This window comes from Methylobacterium sp. 2A, from assembly GCF_009806555.1.
Classification (GTDB): domain Bacteria; phylum Pseudomonadota; class Alphaproteobacteria; order Rhizobiales; family Beijerinckiaceae; genus Methylobacterium.
The window spans coordinates 90,560-106,980 of sequence record NZ_VUOK01000040.1; the positions used below are offsets into that span (position 1 = coordinate 90,560).

Annotated in this window: 19 protein-coding genes; 8 read left to right on the forward strand and 11 right to left on the reverse strand. The window is 68.2% G+C overall.

All coding sequences use genetic code 11. The features are described 5' to 3' along the window. Positions 1-111 precede the first annotated feature (111 nt). On the reverse strand, positions 112-1,824 hold the full coding sequence (rpsA, locus tag FVE89_RS18875; RefSeq protein WP_160535623.1) for a 30S ribosomal protein S1: 1,713 nt from the start codon (positions 1,822-1,824) through the stop codon (positions 112-114). A 505-nt stretch (positions 1,825-2,329) separates the two neighbouring features. Between rpsA and FVE89_RS18880 the strand changes: the two genes are divergently transcribed. After that, positions 2,330-3,097: a Crp/Fnr family transcriptional regulator gene (locus tag FVE89_RS18880; RefSeq protein ID WP_160535625.1), complete on the forward strand. Its 768-nt coding sequence runs from the start codon at positions 2,330-2,332 to the stop codon at positions 3,095-3,097. A gap of 19 nt (positions 3,098-3,116) precedes the next feature. Here the strand turns inward: FVE89_RS18880 and FVE89_RS18885 are convergent, their stop codons facing one another. Then, complete coding sequence (locus FVE89_RS18885; protein WP_160535626.1) at positions 3,117-3,965, reverse strand: transglutaminase family protein; 849 nt, start codon at positions 3,963-3,965, stop codon at positions 3,117-3,119. A 335-nt stretch (positions 3,966-4,300) separates the two neighbouring features. Between FVE89_RS18885 and serA the strand changes: the two genes are divergently transcribed. Continuing rightward, entirely contained in the window at positions 4,301-5,551 is a 1,251-nt protein-coding gene (serA, locus tag FVE89_RS18890; protein WP_160535628.1) for a phosphoglycerate dehydrogenase, read from the forward strand. A gap of 150 nt (positions 5,552-5,701) precedes the next feature. Continuing rightward, complete coding sequence (locus tag FVE89_RS18895) at positions 5,702-6,175, forward strand: hypothetical protein (RefSeq protein ID WP_160535631.1); 474 nt, start codon at positions 5,702-5,704, stop codon at positions 6,173-6,175. 3 nt (positions 6,176-6,178) lie between these two features. Here the strand turns inward: FVE89_RS18895 and FVE89_RS30585 are convergent, their stop codons facing one another. Then, positions 6,179-6,331, reverse strand: a complete 153-nt coding sequence (locus tag FVE89_RS30585) for a hypothetical protein (RefSeq protein ID WP_202130911.1) — start codon at positions 6,329-6,331, stop codon at positions 6,179-6,181. Between the two features lie 317 nt (positions 6,332-6,648). Between FVE89_RS30585 and FVE89_RS18900 the strand changes: the two genes are divergently transcribed. Then, complete coding sequence (locus FVE89_RS18900; protein WP_160535633.1) at positions 6,649-6,864, forward strand: hypothetical protein; 216 nt, start codon at positions 6,649-6,651, stop codon at positions 6,862-6,864. Between the two features lie 195 nt (positions 6,865-7,059). On the opposite strand, the gene FVE89_RS18905 is transcribed toward FVE89_RS18900, so the two are convergent. The 6 genes from FVE89_RS18905 to FVE89_RS18930 all read right to left on the reverse strand — a co-directional run bounded on the left by FVE89_RS18905 (position 7,060) and on the right by FVE89_RS18930 (position 10,398). Then, on the reverse strand, positions 7,060-7,392 hold the full coding sequence (locus tag FVE89_RS18905; RefSeq protein WP_160535635.1) for a hypothetical protein: 333 nt from the start codon (positions 7,390-7,392) through the stop codon (positions 7,060-7,062). 174 nt (positions 7,393-7,566) lie between these two features. Further along, on the reverse strand, positions 7,567-8,145 hold the full coding sequence (locus FVE89_RS18910) for an NAD(P)H-dependent oxidoreductase (protein ID WP_160535637.1): 579 nt from the start codon (positions 8,143-8,145) through the stop codon (positions 7,567-7,569). A gap of 68 nt (positions 8,146-8,213) precedes the next feature. Continuing rightward, the gene (locus tag FVE89_RS18915; RefSeq protein WP_160535639.1) at positions 8,214-8,819 is read right to left on the reverse strand and encodes a cell wall anchor protein; all 606 of its coding nucleotides are present in this window, start codon (positions 8,817-8,819) and stop codon (positions 8,214-8,216) included. A gap of 2 nt (positions 8,820-8,821) precedes the next feature. After that, positions 8,822-9,169 (reverse strand): hypothetical protein, encoded by a 348-nt coding sequence (locus tag FVE89_RS30590; RefSeq protein WP_202130912.1) that lies wholly within the window; start codon positions 9,167-9,169, stop codon positions 8,822-8,824. 21 nt (positions 9,170-9,190) lie between these two features. Next, on the reverse strand, positions 9,191-9,505 hold the full coding sequence (locus FVE89_RS18925; protein ID WP_160535641.1) for a hypothetical protein: 315 nt from the start codon (positions 9,503-9,505) through the stop codon (positions 9,191-9,193). Between the two features lie 32 nt (positions 9,506-9,537). Then, positions 9,538-10,398 carry an SDR family oxidoreductase gene (locus FVE89_RS18930; RefSeq protein WP_160535643.1) on the reverse strand — a complete coding sequence of 287 codons (861 nt, stop codon included), beginning with the start codon at positions 10,396-10,398 and terminating at the stop codon, positions 9,538-9,540. A 407-nt stretch (positions 10,399-10,805) separates the two neighbouring features. On the opposite strand from FVE89_RS18930, the gene FVE89_RS18935 reads away from it, so the two are divergent. From FVE89_RS18935 to FVE89_RS18950, 4 genes are all read left to right on the forward strand, one after another. After that, positions 10,806-10,988, forward strand: coding sequence for a hypothetical protein (locus tag FVE89_RS18935; protein ID WP_160535645.1), 183 nt, complete (start codon positions 10,806-10,808; stop codon positions 10,986-10,988). Between the two features lie 68 nt (positions 10,989-11,056). After that, entirely contained in the window at positions 11,057-11,374 is a 318-nt protein-coding gene (locus FVE89_RS18940) for a hypothetical protein (RefSeq protein ID WP_160535647.1), read from the forward strand. Positions 11,375-11,483: 109 nt separating this feature from the next. Continuing rightward, complete coding sequence (locus FVE89_RS18945) at positions 11,484-11,681, forward strand: hypothetical protein (RefSeq protein WP_160535648.1); 198 nt, start codon at positions 11,484-11,486, stop codon at positions 11,679-11,681. Between the two features lie 247 nt (positions 11,682-11,928). Next, positions 11,929-13,953: an FUSC family protein gene (locus FVE89_RS18950; protein WP_160535650.1), complete on the forward strand. Its 2,025-nt coding sequence runs from the start codon at positions 11,929-11,931 to the stop codon at positions 13,951-13,953. A gap of 431 nt (positions 13,954-14,384) precedes the next feature. Here FVE89_RS18950 and FVE89_RS18960 read toward each other — a convergent pair whose 3' ends face one another. Then, positions 14,385-14,978: a hypothetical protein gene (locus FVE89_RS18960; protein WP_160535652.1), complete on the reverse strand. Its 594-nt coding sequence runs from the start codon at positions 14,976-14,978 to the stop codon at positions 14,385-14,387. 349 nt (positions 14,979-15,327) lie between these two features. Continuing rightward, positions 15,328-16,356 carry an acyltransferase gene (locus FVE89_RS18965; protein WP_160535654.1) on the reverse strand — a complete coding sequence of 343 codons (1,029 nt, stop codon included), beginning with the start codon at positions 16,354-16,356 and terminating at the stop codon, positions 15,328-15,330. Between the last annotated feature and the right edge of the window lie 65 nt (positions 16,357-16,421).

Here is a 16,421-nt window from a genome sequence, read left to right on the forward strand (position 1 = left end):
TGCATCGAGCGTGACGACAAAAAAACCCGCGCGGAACGGAGGTTCCACACGGGTTTCTCGATACTGCGTGTCTGCCGCCCGGCTCGATGTCCGGGCGGCAGAGAGAGCGTCTTACTCGTCGTCGGAGCGCTTCTTGTTGAAGGCCGCGCCGAGGATGTCGCCGAGCGAGGCACCCGAATCGGCGGAGCCGAACTGGGCCATGGCCTCCTTCTCCTCGGCCACTTCCAGGGCCTTGATCGAGACCTGCACGCGGCGGGCCTTCCGGTCGAACTGCACGACGCGGGCGTCGAACTTCTCGCCGGTGGCGAAGCGCTCGGGGCGCTGGTCGCCGCGGTCGCGGGCGAGCTCGGCCCGGCGGATGAAGGTCTGCATGTCGGTGTCGACGATCTTCACCTCGACGCCCGAATCCTTCACCTCGACGACCTCGCAGGTGACGATCTGGCCCTTCTTGATCTCGCCGGCCTCGGCGAAGGGGTCACCGCCGAGCTGCTTCACGCCCAGCGAGATCCGCTCCTTCTCGACATCGACGTCGAGAACCTGGGCGCGGACCATGTCGCCCTTCTTGTACTCCTCGATGACCTGCTCGCCCGGACGGTTCCAGTCCAGGTCCGACAGGTGCACCATGCCGTCGACATCGCCCTCGAGGCCGATGAACAGGCCGAACTCGGTCTTGTTCTTGACCTCGCCCTCGACCTCGGAGCCGACCGGGTGCTTCTCGGCGAAGGCCTCCCAGGGGTTCTGCAGGGTCTGCTTGAGGCCGAGCGAGATGCGGCGCTTGATCGGATCGACCTCCAGGATCTGAACCTCGACCTCCTGGGAGGTGGAGACGATCTTGCCCGGATGGACGTTCTTCTTGGTCCAGCTCATCTCGGAGACGTGGATCAGGCCCTCGATCCCCGGCTCCAGCTCCACGAAGGCGCCGTAATCGGTGATGTTGGTCACGCGGCCCTTGAGCTTGGCGCCCTCGGGGTAGCGGGCGGCGATGCCCTCCCACGGATCGGCGAGCAGCTGCTTGATGCCGAGCGAGATGCGGTGCGTCTCGTGGTTGATCTTGATGATCTTGACCTTCACGGTCTGGCCGATCGTGACCACCTCGGACGGGTGGTTCACGCGGCGCCACGCCATGTCGGTGACGTGCAGCAGGCCGTCGATCCCGCCGAGATCGACGAAGGCGCCGTACTCGGTGATGTTCTTGACGACGCCGTCGATGACCTGACCTTCCTCAAGGTTGGCCACCAGCTCCGAGCGCTGCTCGGCGCGGCTCTCTTCGAGGACGGTCCGGCGCGACACGACGATGTTGCCGCGGCGGCGATCCATCTTGAGGATCTGGAACGGCTGCGGGGTGCCGAGCAGCGGGGTGACGTCGCGCACCGGGCGGATATCGACCTGCGAGCGCGGCAGGAACGCCACGGCGCCGTCGAGGTCGACCGTGTAGCCGCCCTTGACCTGGTTGAAGATGGTGCCGATGACCCGGTCGTTGTTCTCGAACGACTTCTCGAGCTTGACCCAGCTCTCCTCGCGGCGCGCCTTGTCGCGCGAGATGACGGCCTCGCCCAGCGCGTTCTCGATCCGGTCGACATAGACCTCGACCTCGTCGCCGACTTTCAGCTCGCCCTCGCGGCCGGGGCCGGTGAATTCCTTGAGTGCGACACGGCCTTCCGTCTTGGCGCCGATGTCGATGACGGCCACGTCCTTCTCGATCGCGACGACGCGACCCTTGACGACGGACCCTTCGGTGATCTCGTGTTCGAGGAAGCTCTCCTCGAGGAGTGCGGCGAAATCGTCGCGGCTCGGGCTGTGCCCCAGAGCGGTACCTGCGGTCATTCCATCTCCTGAACGGCCTCCCTCGGAGGCCTGTTGCGCCGGCGGCTCGCGTTGCAGGCACCCCCATCCGCCGCGGCCGCTCCCTGTTGCTTCGGGGAGAGGCGACCGGACCCATGGAGCCCGGTTTGCCGACGCGTCGATACGGATGACGAGGGCGATCCGTCCGGCGGCTCGGCGGGCGCGCCAGAAGACGAGCGCGCGAGAGCGGGTCCGGAAGACTCGGCTCCCATACAGCAACACCACCGAGAGTTCAACCGAACGGCCGAGGCCTTGAGGCTTGCTCGCCGGGACGGGAGCGCGCTACGTCTACCGGTAGACGAATGACCGCGTCGGACACGTTAAGCGACCAGGGATGGGTCGATGCCGGTTGAGTTCGGGCATAGGCGTACAATGAGGACACGGGTCGGGTGTCGGGCAATCGGCGGTGTCGGAGCCGCGCTGCCCGCCGCGGGACGTCGATCCGCACGGTGTCCCGCCTCCGGATCGTTCGAGGTCTGACCGCCCGATGCCGACCCCCTACAGCACGCCGATGGAGCTTTTGGCGCGGAAGCTCGATAGCTGCGCGCGCCTGAGCGATGCCGACCGCGCCGCGATCCTCGGCTTGGCCCACACGGTGCGCGTGCTGCCGGCGCGCCACGACATCGTCCGGTTCGGCGAGCGATCGAATCAATCCTGTCTGGTGCTCCAGGGCTGGGTCTCGCGCTACGCCGCCCTGTCGGAGGGCGAACGACAGATCCTGTCGTTCTACATCGCGGGCGACATGCCGGATCTGCAGAGCCTGCACCTCGATCGGATGGACCATCATCTCGCGACGCTGACGACCTGCACGATCGCGTTCGTCACGCACGATGAGCTTCACCGCGTGTTCCGGCAGCATCCGAATCTCATCGGCATCCTCTGGCGCGACACCCTGATCGATGCCGCCCATTACCGGGAACGGATCACCAGTCTCGGCCGGCGCCAGGCCCTCGGCCGCGTGGCCCACCTGTTCTGCGAATTGTATCTCCGCCAGCGCGCGATGGGGCTCACGAGCGGTCTGAGTTGTCCCCTCCCGCCCAAGCAGTCGGAACTGGCCGACGCCCTCGGGCTGACCAGCGTTCACCTGAACCGGGTTCTGCGAACGCTCCGGACGCGCCGGCTCGTCACCTTGAACGGGGGTCTGCTCACGATCGAGGATTGGGACGAACTGGCGGCGGTGGCCGAGTTCGACCCGACCTTCCTGCATCAGACCGTGGAAGGGGTGCCCGCATCCGAGCCGGCCGAGACGGTCTGACGCCGATCGCGGGGCGTTCTCAGGCGGCTCGGGCGAGAGACTCCGCCGTCCCCGGGACCTCGTCGGTATGGACGTCGAACCGCGCCAGGATCGCCGTACCGAAGCTCGTGGTCAGGGCGCAGTCGGTGGCATCGCGCCCGCGCGCCATGACGATGCGGCCGATGCGCGGGCGGTTGTGCCGGGCGTCGAAGGTGTACCAGCGCGGCCCGGACGGCCCGTCGAGATAGACCTCGAACCAGGCGGAGAAATCCATCGGCGCCGGGTCCTTGGGCACGCCGATGTCGCCGAGATAGCCGGTGGCGTAGCGGGCCGGGATGTTCATGCAGCGGCAGAACGCGATGGCCAGATGCGCGAAGTCGCGGCAGACGCCTTCGCGCTGCATGAAGCCGTCATGGGCGGTGCGGGTGGCGTCGGCACGCTGGTAGTCGAAGCGCAGGCGCTCGTGGGTGTAGTCGACGATCGCCTGGACGCGGGCCCAGCCCTCCGGCGTGCTGCCGAACAGCGACCATGCGGTCTGGGACAGCTTGTCGGTGTCGCAGTAGCGCGAGCCGAGCAGGAACATCAGCACGGCATCCGGCAGGTCCTGCACCGGGATCTGGCGCGCTCCGGGCTCGACCACGTCCGGCTCGCCCGAATCCGCCACCGTGAAATCCGCCGCCATGGTGATGCGGCCGCCGGGGGCCACGATGCGGGTGCACACGTTCCCGAACGGGTCGACGTGCTGGCGAACCGGCACCGGCGGATCGAAGGTGATCACCTCAGGGGTGATCAGATCGCCGTGCCGATCCGGCTGCACGTTCAGGAGCAGGTTCATCGGCGTCGGGCCGAACGTGTCGAAACTGATCGTGAAGCCGGTGCGGATGTGCATTGGAGTGGACCGTATTGGGCATCGGCACGGCGCCGTGCCAGGGTGCCATGCAGGGGAGACATGGACTGTATAGAGGCCTATAAAGCTTGGATACCGACCAAGTTCCGATGAACAGTGCTGTTTCCGAAGCCGATCTGCCTGAATGTTCGGCAGACGGAGGCCCGGCCTCTCACGGAGACTTGAACCGCGGCCGACCGGCAGTCGCCTCGGCCACGCGATGCTGCCCACGGCCGCGCCATGTTGCATCGCACAGGGCAGGCTCGTATTCCTGACGGTTCACCATCAGGGCCGGCGGCTTCCCGCGCGTCACGGTCCGCTGCCAGACGATCGATCCCATGACGGCCGACAAGCTCTCCCTGCCCAAGGACAAGATCCGGGTCCTGCTGCTCGAAGGCATCAACGACAGCGCCGTCGCGCTGATGCGGGCTGCCGGCTACACCAACCTGACCCGGCTGCCGAAGGCGCTGGACCGGGAGGCCCTGCACGAGGCGCTCCAGGGCGTGCACATGCTGGGCATCCGCTCGCGCACCCAGCTCGATGCGGCGGCCTTCGAGGTGGCGGACCGGCTGCTGGCGGTCGGCTGCTTCTCGGTCGGGACGAACCAGGTGGATCTGGAAGCCGCGCGCCACCGCGGCATCCCGGTGTTCAACGCGCCCTTCTCGAACACCCGCTCGGTGGCGGAACTCACGATCGGCGAGATCGTGATGCTGCTGCGCCGGATCGTGCCGCGCTCGGTCGGCGCCCATGCGGGCCGCTGGGACAAGTCGGCGGTGGGCTCTCTGGAAGTCCGCGGCAAGACCCTCGGCATCGTCGGCTACGGCAATATCGGCACGCAGCTCTCGACGCTGGCCGAGGCCATGGGCATGCGCGTGCTGTTCTACGACCACACCGACAAGCTGCGCCACGGCAACACCGAGCCCACCGAGACGCTGCACGCGCTCCTCGCCCAGTCGGACGTGGTCTCCCTGCACGTGCCGGAGACCGAGGCCACCGCCAACATGATCGGTGAGGCCGAGATCCGCGCGATGAAGCCCGGCGCCTTCCTGATCAACAACGCCCGGGGCACGGTGGTCGACCTCGAGGCCCTCGCGCGCGCGCTGCGCGACGGCCATCTGAAGGGCGCGGCGATCGACGTCTTCCCCGTGGAGCCCGGCTCCAATGCGGAGTCCTTCGTGAGCCCGCTCCAGGGGATCGAGAACGTGATCCTGACCCCCCATATCGGCGGTTCGACCGAGGAGGCGCAGGAGCGCATCGGCTCCGAAGTCGCGCGCAAGCTCGTCGACTACTCCGACATCGGTTCGACGGTGGGTGCCGTCAACTTCCCGCAGGTGCAGCTTCCCGCCCGGCCCACGGGCACGCGCTTCATCCACGTCCAGCGCAACCTGCCCGGCATGCTCGGCCGGTTGAACGACGTGTTCTCCCGCGGGCACGTCAACATCGCGGCGCAATTCTACCAGACCGACGGCGAGGTCGGTTACGTGGTCCTCGAGACCGATGCCACCGACGCGGATGCCGAGGTGCTGCTGGGAGAGATCCGGGCCATCCCGGGAACGATCCGGGCCCGGCTGCTCTACGAGCGGCGCTGAGCGCGGTTTTCCACCGTCATCGATCCGATCGACAGGGGGCGGATGAACGCTCGCGGTGTTGCAGCGTTCGTCTTGCGCGGCCACGCTGGTCGCTGTTCAAGTGAAACGCGGCCAATACGGGTCGAACGGTCGTCCGGCGGAGGATTTGCGGTGACGAAGCGTGTTTGGAGCGCCTGGGCCGGCATCGGGTTCGCCCTCGCGGGCTTGGCCTCGGTTGCCTCCCCCGCCTCGGCCGATTGCCTGCGCAGGGTCTACAACCGATCGAGCCTCGTCCTCGTGGCGCGTCAGGACGGCGGCCCGCCGGCCGTGCTGCTCCCAGGCCAATCCGTGACGATGCGGCTGTCGCGGCCGGGCCAGATCGATCTCGCCGCGTATTGCGGGATCCCGCAAGCCGGGGTTTCGCCCGTCGAACAGCGGACCTTCGATTACGAGGCGGTGCTTGACCGCTGCTTCGTCCGGTTCGGCGGCGATCTGTTCGTCCCGCAGCTCGGGCGCGGCTTCATCGGCCTCCAGGAGACGGCGCCCTTCACGGTCAACAACCCGCAGCAGGGCGATATCATCCTGGGACCCGCGGCACAGCCGGCCTGCGCGGTACCGGGCGCTGTCCTCGACCGGCGCGGCTGAACGTCAGAGATAGTGGCGGAACACCACGCCCCCGTCCGCGACGGCATCGGATGACGGGGGCGTCGCCGGTCCGACGATCGGGCTGAGAAGACGCAGGCCGATCAGGCCGAGGGCGCCCAGAACCGGAGCGACGAAGCGGAACGGGCGAACCATCATGAGCGCCTCCGTGGCGAGCTCACGGGTTCCAGGACCTGTCCTGTGTGCAACCCCGGCGCGCTGAACAAGCATCGCATGGCGGGCTTCTTTCCGAGGTGCCGATTCGCACATCGGCTGCGCCGGGGCTTGGCGGTTCAGCGGACGGCCGGGGCTCCGTTACGGCCGACCGTTTGCGTCGACGGCATCGCTGGCATGTCCGGCTGCGCCCTCCTATGCTGCGGAACCGGGGAGCCGTCCGCGTCGCGCGGTCGGGCAGGCGACATGGGCGGGAACGACGCGCTCTCCGGCGAACCGATGGCGTGAACGAGGACGCGCGTATGCTGAACCAGACGGGTAGTTCGATCCTGCGGGGCGATCTCGGCGTCGAGGAGACGATCGAGTCCGACAATATCGTCCGCTGGGATGGGGAGCGGCTCTACGTCGAGCAGGATGTCTTCCACAACGGCCAGCTGGTTCACCGCAAGTATCGTCGCACCGTGACCGAACCCGTGGCCCGGGCGCTCTGGGCGATCATCAACCGGGCGAAGCAGTAATCCGCGTGCAGCGGCGCTCGGCTCGGGCCGCCGTGCCTGCCCGGTTCGCGCCCGCTCGTTCCGTCACGTCTCGGATCGATGATCCACTGCGGTCCTGATCGGCCATGATCACAGGGTTCGAGGCCGGGGCGGCCGCGGCGGGGCGGACGACAGCGCCGCATCCTGTGCCCGCCGGCAGCGAGGGCGCGTCGATCGTCAGGCGGCGACCGCGGCCGGCGCCTCGACGAGGGCGAGGTGCGGCGGTGCGAGGCGTTCGAGCCGATCATGCGCGTCGTCGAAGGCCGCACGGATCGTCGCGGTCGCATCCTCGACGGCGACCAGCACCGCCAGCTTCTGGGCGCTCGCGCGATCGGCGAGCCCGCGTGCGGCCGCGACCAGCGCGTGTTCCAGGCTCAGCAATTCGGCTTCCGCGTCCTGCCCGGCCCCTCGGGTTGCAGCGGCAAGGCGGTCGAGGACGGCTTGGAGGGCATGACGCAAGACAAGCGTCCGCACGCGCTCCTGCAGGAGCGCCCGTTCATCGATCTTCATCGGAGTCAATCCGTGTTCCGGGGGCACGGTTAAGCTGTCATAGTTCGGCTGGTGGTGCAGCCACCTTTTTGCAACAGCGAAATCCGGTCTGTCCTCGACGCGAGACCTGTCACCGCGCAGAGTCGTCGGCTTCGCTCACCACGTTTTCGTGAGCTTTCGGGCACGGCGCGCCGATCAATACGGCGTCCCGCGCCCGCGTCGCGCGCCGAGAGCCTCCGCGTACCATGTCAGCTCATCGAGAAAACGCGCCGCGGCGGCTTCGAGCCGCGGTTCGTTGGGCGCGCCGTCTTCCGTGATGGCATCCTGCAGGCGGGGGATCGGCAGGAGCGAGGGGATGCTCGGCATGCCCATCTCGGCGAGCATCGCCCGCAGCGGCATGGCCGCGCGGACGCCGCCGAACTGCCCGGCCGAATAGCAGCAGATCGCCGACGGCCGCCAATAATACTCCTCCAGGAAGTGATCGAGCGTGTTCGTGAGCGCCGGCGGGACGCCGTGATTGTACTCGGCCGAGACCACCAGGAACGCGTCGGCGCGTCGGTACAGAGCGGCCAGCCGCTCCAGGGCATCCGGAGCGGTACCCGCGGGATATTCCTTGTACATCCGGTCGAGGAGCGGAAGCTTGAGCTCGGCGGGATCGACCAGAGGGGCCGCATGACCACGCGCTTCGAGCTGCGCGATCAGGAATCGTGCGGCCCGGATGCCGATCCGGTCGCTGCGGACGCTGCCGAGGATCACGGGCACAGTCAGTGACATGGCGGCCTCCAGGGAGGCCGATCATGCCAGGGAAGAACGCGTCGCTCCAGGGGGCTCCCGACGGGCGGTCAGGCCTTCGCGGGGCTCGTCAGTGCGGCGGCCGCGATGCCCACGGGGCCGCCCGTGGCGTAGGCGGCGATCGCCTTCGTCATCTGCTGGAAGAGGGATTGCAGGCCGTCGCTCGGCTCGGTCCCGGTGGCGTTCCCGGCCGACGCGACGCTCGCGCCCGAGCTCGTATCCGTCGCATCGGCCGACGACCCGTTCTGCGCGTCGCCCTCGGCGTCCGATGCCGCAGGATGGGCATGATGACCATGATGGTGATGGACGGGGGCCGAGCCGGTCGCCGTCTGGCCCGGACTCGAGAGCCCGGATGTCGAGGACGCGTCGTCCGAATCCCCTGGTGCCGTGACGCCGGTCTGCAGGCCCATCTGGCTGAAGTCGGATTGCAGCTGGAGCAGCGACGCCATCAGATCGCTGGACAGGGCCGGGCTCGCAGCGGCGCTCGACGTCTGCGTGGTCGAGCCTGTGCTGGCGCCCTGGGCGGTGCCGGTATCCTGGCTCGCCGCGCTGTAGCCGCTTGGGTCGACCGGCTGGATGCTGGCGGCGCGTGCCTGCCGCAGGGCGCTGACCAGATCCTGCCTGAGACTTGTTCCCGATACCGCGTTCACCGACATGCTCAGCCCTCGAACTGTTGCCGGGCTTCTGGCAGGCACGGGGCGTTCCAGAAATTCGCTTGGGATTTCAAGCACCCGTCCGCGCGGGAGGGCGGCAGGATCGGCCGTGCGGCAAATCCTGCCGGCTTGATGGACCCGTCCGGCATCGATCGGATCGGGGCCGGAATGGCCGACCGCGCATGGGTGAAGAATGCCAGGAGCGCGATGGCGTTCAGCAGCGCGCAGAGCAGGAACAGGACGCCGAGCCCGTCCGTCACGGCTTCGGCGCGTCGTCCCGCCTTCTGGATCAGGATGCCGCCCAACGTGAACACCGTGGCGATCGCCAGGGGCAGGCCGAAGACCGAGGACATCGCTGCCTCCACCGCCCGGCGTCAGGGCGCCTTCGGCGCGGTGCTGGCATCGCCGATGTGGCGCAGGTTCTCGGGCGGTGTCTCCGCCTCCGTCGCCTCCACGGAGGCGTTGCTGCCGCCGCTCACGGAATCGAGCTGCGGATGGCCCGATGCGATGCGCGCCGTTTCCGCCTGCCAGCCGGGATCGGATTCGCGGTCGCGTTGCAGGTCTGCCGGGCGGCCGAGATCCCGCGCCTCGTCCTGACCGAGATCCTGGCCGTTGCGGTCGGTGTGGGCGTCGAATTCCCGGAGGCTTGGGCGCTTCGTGCGCCGCGGATCGTCCGCATTCTGAGGCATGGCTGCCCTCCCGGTCCGGTTACGCTGTCGGATCAGATGATCGGCTTGCCGCCGGTCACCGCCACGGTGGCGCCGGAGACGTAGCTGGATTCCGGGCTCGCCAGCATGACGTAGACCGGGGCGAGCTCGCAGGGTTGCCCGGGGCGCTTCATCGGCACCTGGGAGCCGAAGGTGCGCACCTTCTCCTCGGGCATGGTCGAGGGGATCAGCGGCGTCCAGATCGGCCCCGGCGCCACGCAATTCACCCGGATGTCGCGCTCGGCGAGCATCTGGGCGAGGCCGCCGGTGAAGTTCTGGATCGCGCCCTTCGTGGTGGCGTAGGCCAGCAATTGCGGGCTCGGCGTGTCGGCGTTCACCGAGGTCGTGTTGATGATGGCGCTTCCGGCCTTCATGTGCGGCAGCGCGGCCTTCACGAGGTAGAACATGGCGTGGATGTTGGTCGCGAAGGTGACCTGCCATTCCTCGTCCGAGATCTCCTCGGGATTGGCGAACGTCTTCTGGTGGGCCGCATTGTTGACCAGGACATCGACCTGACCGAAGGCGCTGACGGCCTTCTCGATGATCGACCGGCAATGCATCGGGTCCTTCACGTCGCCCGGTACCGCCACGGCCTTCCGGCCGGCCGATTCCACGAGGCGGCAGGTCTCCCGGGCATCGTCGTGCTCGTCGTAGTAGCTCACCAGCACGTCCGCGCCCTCGCGGGCGAAGGCGAGCGCCACCGCACGCCCGATGCCGCTATCCCCGCCGGTGATGATGGTCTTGCGGCCCGAGAGCCGCCCCGAGCCCTTGTAATGCGCCTCGCCGTAATCCGGGCGCGGATCCATGTCGGCGTCCCGGGCCGGCGGGGTGAGCGGGCGCTGCCGATCGAAGGGCGGCTTCGGGAAATCCGTCATGGTGTCTGTCCTTCCGGGGCGTGCGCCGATGGCGAAAGCGGGATGCGACGTCATCAGGTCGCGGATCTCGATGACCGCGGCCGGCTCGACGGATGCCGGCGCCCGGGGCTTCAGGGGATCGCCACGGCCTCGCCGCCGGCATCGGCTCGCCCCGCACAACCCGACCCCCGCGACATTGTTTCGTCCGCCGAGCCGTTCCATGAGGAGTCGCGGTCATCCGGAGCTCAGCCGGGGTGAAGCGTGCGAGCGCGGAAGATCTCCGCGCCGGATCCTGCGCCCCACACAGTATTGTCGAGCTTACAACCGGGGTCGCCGAGCGGCAGATCGTGAGCTTTGCCGGTCAGGATTCACCCGGAACGATGCCGCCGGCGCCGGGTTTGCCCCTCATCGGCAAAGACGGGGATCACATGACCACGAAGCCACCGCCCGTTCCACCGGCCAACCGCTCCGACAAGGGACCCGGGAGCGCGACCGAGGCGCCTGTCTCGCAGGGCCGGACCGGCGCGCAGACCAAGGATCCCGACAAGGTCGGGCAGGCCGGGAACACGAAGGTGAACACCACCAACCAGGGCTATCAGCAGGACCGCTGACCGCCATCCCCGCGGCGGCGCACGGCGTTGCCGCCCAGGAGTTCAGAGACCCACATCGGAGAATGAACATGGCCAACGCAAGTCGGCACAAGGTCGGCCCGGGCGCTCAGGGCAAAGGCTCGGGGACCGGCGCCATGGTGGAGTTGCCGGAGGGTGTGCTGCCGGAGAACATGGTGCTCAGCAATCGCGACAAGTCGCGTCACAGCGATGAGCGGGGCCTCGACAGCAAGAATGTCCAGACCGAGCAGTATCAGGATCACGCCGGCAATCGGCAGATCGAGGCGGAAACCGCGACGGGTGTGGATGGAAACACCAGCGGGCTCGCGAATCCGCAGACGGATGAGTCGGGCGCGCAGAGCAGCCTGAAGAAACAGCAGCACGCCTGAGCCGGCGAATGTCGCCGGCACGGGGCCGCGCATCGCCCCCGTGCCGGATTCGGATGACGGCCGCAATTCAGCAGCCATGTGCGGTCTGGGCGCGATCGGGAGACGACTCATGCTGAGATCAGGATTTCTCGCGCTCCTGCTCACCGGCGCTCTCACCGTCGGCGCTGTCGCTCAGGCGGTGAATCCAACCCCGGGGACCGAGGCCGCGCAGTCGAACGGCCTTCTCGGTCTGCCAACCCTGATCCTCGTCGGTGTGATCGTAGCCTTCGCCGTGCTGTTCGCGTTTCGCGCCCGCAGACGCCGATAGAGGCACGCCGACGGCCCCGTCGAACGAGGCCCGAACCTTAATCCACGTGCGAGATCTGGCCCTTCGATCGTGCGAGATCCTATTCGGACGGCAACGCGACGCGCGGTGGGCTCAGATATCTGTGATCGTTCGGAGTCCGGCCTGAGCAGAGCGGCGCTGCCCTGTCGGGCACGCCAGGCCCGGCGGGCATGCGCGCGCGGCGGTGGCGGGTACGAGCGACCCTCGGGTCGCGACCGGCAGGTAACGCGTGTCTGAAGGCCATCTGCCCCGGCTTGACCGTCTGCTGGACCGGTTGCTTGCCGTCTCGCCCGCCTCACAGACTTGGTTCTTCGCGCTCCGCATCTGGATCGCGATGGCGCTGGCGCTCTACGTCGCCTTCTGGCTCCAGCTCGAGAGCGCGTCATCCGCCGCCGTGAGCGTCGCGATCCTGGCTCAGCCGAAGCGCGGGCAGGCGATCTCCAAGGCGATCTACCGGTTCCTCGGAACGATCACGGGCGGCGTGGTCGCAATCGCCTTTGCGGCGGCGTTCGGACAGGACCGGGTGCTGATGCTGGTCTGCTTCACCGCCTGGCTCAGCCTCTGCGTCTTCGCGGCACAATACCTTCAGGACACGCGTGCCTACGGGGCGATGCTGTCCGGATACACGGTCGCGATCATCGCGATCAGCAATATCGATGCGCCGCAATCCGTGTTCGACGCGGCGGTCTCGCGGGTCGCGGCGATTGCCGTCGCCATAACGGCGATCACCTTCATCAACGATGCGCTGGGCTCGCCGAGCACGTGGCGCGGCCTGCTGCCGCCGCTGGCGAGCGCGCTCCGATCCGCAAAGGCCCTGGCGCGCCACGCCCTGCGCGCGGGTGATCCTGGCCCGGACAAGGCCCTCGACCTGATCCGCGCCGTAGCCGCCCTGCGGGCCGACGCGAATGCGATCGCGGGTGAGCTTGACGACGGAGCCCGACGCGCGGCGGGCGCGCGCAGCGCCATCGCCGGGCTCTACGCCGCCATGGCCGCGAGCCGCAACTTCGCCATCGCGGCCCGCGACGCCGGACCGGAGCATCCGGCGATCGAAGAGGCGCGTGCGATTTGCGCCGGACTCGTCGGCAGTGGCGAATCCGGGATCGGTCAGGCGGATTTCATTGCCGCGCGCGCGCGGTTGCGGGACCTGATCGAGCGGGCCGTCCGCGACGGGGGCTGCGATCTCGATGCGGTGCTGACGCTCCAGCGGGCCCGCGACCTCGCCACGGCGCTGATGCTGGCGCAGGACGGCATGACGGCGCTCAGGACCGGGCGCCGTCCGCTGCGGATCGTGCGCCTGCCGACCCACCGCGATTTTCCGGTCGCGTTCCGCGGCGCCGCGCGGGTGGCGCTCGCCTTCGCGCTGGCGGCCGCCCTGTTCGTCGCCCTCGGCTGGCCGGCGACGACCTACGCTCTGGTCCAGGTCGCCGCGATGGGGGCGATGTCGTCGGTCAATCCCGACCCGCGGAAATACGCGAATGGCGTCCTGATCGGCATTCCCCTGGCGGCCCTGGCGGCCGGCCCGCTGCTGCTCCTCGTCCTGCCGCTGGTGAACGGGTTCCCGGTCCTGGCGCTCGCGGTGGCGCCGGTCGTGTTCGCGGCCTGCTTCCTGATCGCGCATCCGCCGACCGCGTCGATCGGCTTCATCCTGCTGGTCTATTTCCCGGTGCTCCTCTCCCCGGGCAACGCCCAGAGCTTCGACCCGCAGACCTTCTTCTCCAACGCCGTCCAGATGATGATCGTCGCGGTGATCCTGGCGACCACCGTCCGGATCATCCTGCCGATCCGGCCGGATCAGGCCCGGCGCTACGCCTTCGCGTCCGCGATCCGGGACGTGCGCGGCGCCTTGGCCGGAGCCGGGGGCGACGCGGTCGACCGGACAAGCCTGAACTGCGACCGCATCGTCCAGTATGCGCAGGTCAATGACGGGGCCGCGGTGGTGCGCGCCCGACGGCTGAAGCTCGCCTTCGCGATCGCCCATCTGGAGGCATCCGCCGCACGCGCCCACGACCAGCTCGGCGCCCTCGAGCGGGTGCCGGCCTTGCGGGCGGTCGCCGAACGCTCCCGGGGGGCGCTGGCCGGCGGCGTCGGGACGGAGATCGAAACCGCCGCGCAGACGCTCCTCGAAGCCGGCCGTGAGGCGGATGCATCCCAGCACCTCGCGGTGGCGCGGGCGGTGAGCGACCTCGTGGCGGTGGCCCGCGTCATGGCGCGGCACCGGCGCTTCCTTCGAACGCTGCGTCTGCCGGGATTCTGACCGCGCCGTCGGGGAGACACCGGTGCTCGAACGAGCCAGACCGGGCTGGCTCACGGCCCCGCGTTCGATGAAAGAGCGGCCCAAGCACCCGCCGCTCGCGAGTGCCGCCGAACGGCCGCGTCGCCCTTGCCCTCCTTATCCCGATACAACGCCGCATCCGCTGCCGCCATGAGGGGAGCCAGTTCGAACGAATCCGGCGGCGGCGTCGCGATCCCGATGCTGACCTCTCGGCCCTGGATCAGGAACGGTTCGGCGACCGCGCGGTCGACCTGCTGGGCGAGCCGCTCGGCCTCGCCCGGTTGGTGAATCGGACCGTGGACGATCGCGAACTCATCGCCCCCGACACGGGCAACCGCCGCCCTGGTCGGGACGACCGCCAGGAGCCGGTCGGCGATGGCTTGGAGGAGCAGATCCCCGGCCGCGTGGCCATACTAGACGTTGATCGGCTTGAATCCGTCCCGATCCAGGCAATACAGGGCGATCGCACCCCCGCGCGCCTCGGCCACCACGCTGCGGAACGCCTCGTGCAGGCCGAGGCGGTTCAGAAGGCGCGTCAGCGGCTCGTTCCGGGCCAGCGTCGCCATATCGTGCCGCAGGATGATCTGGCGGCGCGTGTTCATGTAGAGATCGCGGATGGTCTCGAACCCTTCGCCGAGGAAGACCGTGAACACCGTCGCAATCGCGATGCTGGTCGCATCGCCCCGGTGGGCCGCCGCCACGATGGCGGGGACGGTGGCGAGCCCGATGGCGGCGCCTGTGACGCGGGGCCTGAACGCGATGCGCGTCACCGTCCCGGAGCCGTAGCCGAAGACGAGCCCGGTCACGAGGATGGGGAGCGCGGGGTCGGACGCGAGAAACCCGCGCGCGGCGACGCATCCGATATGAGCCGCGAACCCGATGGTGAGCGCGGCATGGGCCGTCTCCCAGCGGGGCGCGCACTGGTGCCTCCAGGGGCGGTCCGACAGGGCGCGCTGATGACGACGTTCGAGCAGGCACTTCGAGGCACCGACCAGCGTGCCGGTCACGGCGATCGCAAACAGACATGCAGATTGGAGCCGGAACCCGGCGAAGCTCGCGACGCCGCATTAAGTGGCTGCCATGATGGCAGCCGGCAGCATGCCCGTCGCCAGCTCATCGACGGGGGCGATGAACAGGCTGTTTGCTTCCGGGCTCCGGCCGAATCGGCGCAACATGGCGCGTTTGTCGCGCTTCTACCGCGAAGGTTGAACCGCCCCACCCGCCCGATCGAAGCAAATCGCATCGCTCCTGTGCGGCAAAGAGTCGAGGGCTGAGGGCGGCCAAGCGGTCGTGACCGCGCCACGGGTGAGAATCCGCGGAGGAATCGGTCGGCTTGTTCGGCGCGCGCCGCCCCTCTCAAGCTGCCGGTTGCCCGACCCCCTGTTCCACGGGGCCGAGCCGCACGCGGCTGCGCACCCAGGCATGACGTGCCCGGTTGATCGGCCTGTCCCACACCAGCCAGATCACGACGCTGCTGACGAACACCACGCCCATCGCGAGTCCGGCATAGGGTAGCCGCTGCAGGGGCGACAGCGAGCCGTAGTGATTGTGAACGAAGATGAACGCCGGCCAGTGCATCAGATACACGATGTAGGACAAGTCGCCGAACGCTCGATCCAGCTTCTTCGACTTCACGTGTACGGTGGAGATTGCCAGCGGAACGGCTGCCAGGGCCAGAACGAGGTTGAAGACCGGATTGTAGATGAAATTCGCCCCGGAATTGCTCCCGCCGAGGATCATGGCGCGGAGAGCGGGCACGCTCACGCCCAGACCCAACATCCCGACGACGAGGCCCGCGGACGCGACGACCAGGGCCCGCGGGGGCACCCATCGCCAACGGGCCGCAGCGGCGCCGATCATGAACAGGACGAGGATCTGCGGCAGCGGTTCCGTCATGACGGAACCGCTCCTGACATACAGAATCGCCACCGAGGCGACCGACCAGCAGGCCAGGGCCGCAACGGCCGCACGGCGATCGACCTTGTGGAAGAGCAAATAGAGGATTGGAAATACCATATAGAACTGGAGCTCGACATCCAGTGACCAAGCTGGGACGATCGGCAGGTGGTCCAAGTTCCTGTAGCCGATCACGAAGAGACTGGACGCGATCGCAGCGTACTCGGTCGGGACCAAGTGCGGATACAGGGCGAATGTGATCGCCGAACACAGGAGGAATGTCGGAACGATTCTCCAGAATCTTGAGACGATAAATGTAAAATATCTATGCCTAGCGTAATTGTACTGCCTCTCCCACATGACGAATATCCAATACCCGCTCAACACGAAGAACAGGCATACGGCAGCATCGCCCAGACTCACGCGGCTGAAATGCTGTACGACAACCAGCAGGGCGAGGCACAGGCGGAAGAAGCCCGGAAACAACAACGTACAGCACTCCCACTTCAGGGGTGAGCATTTATAATTTCGTCTCTGTCGTGTATATGATATAG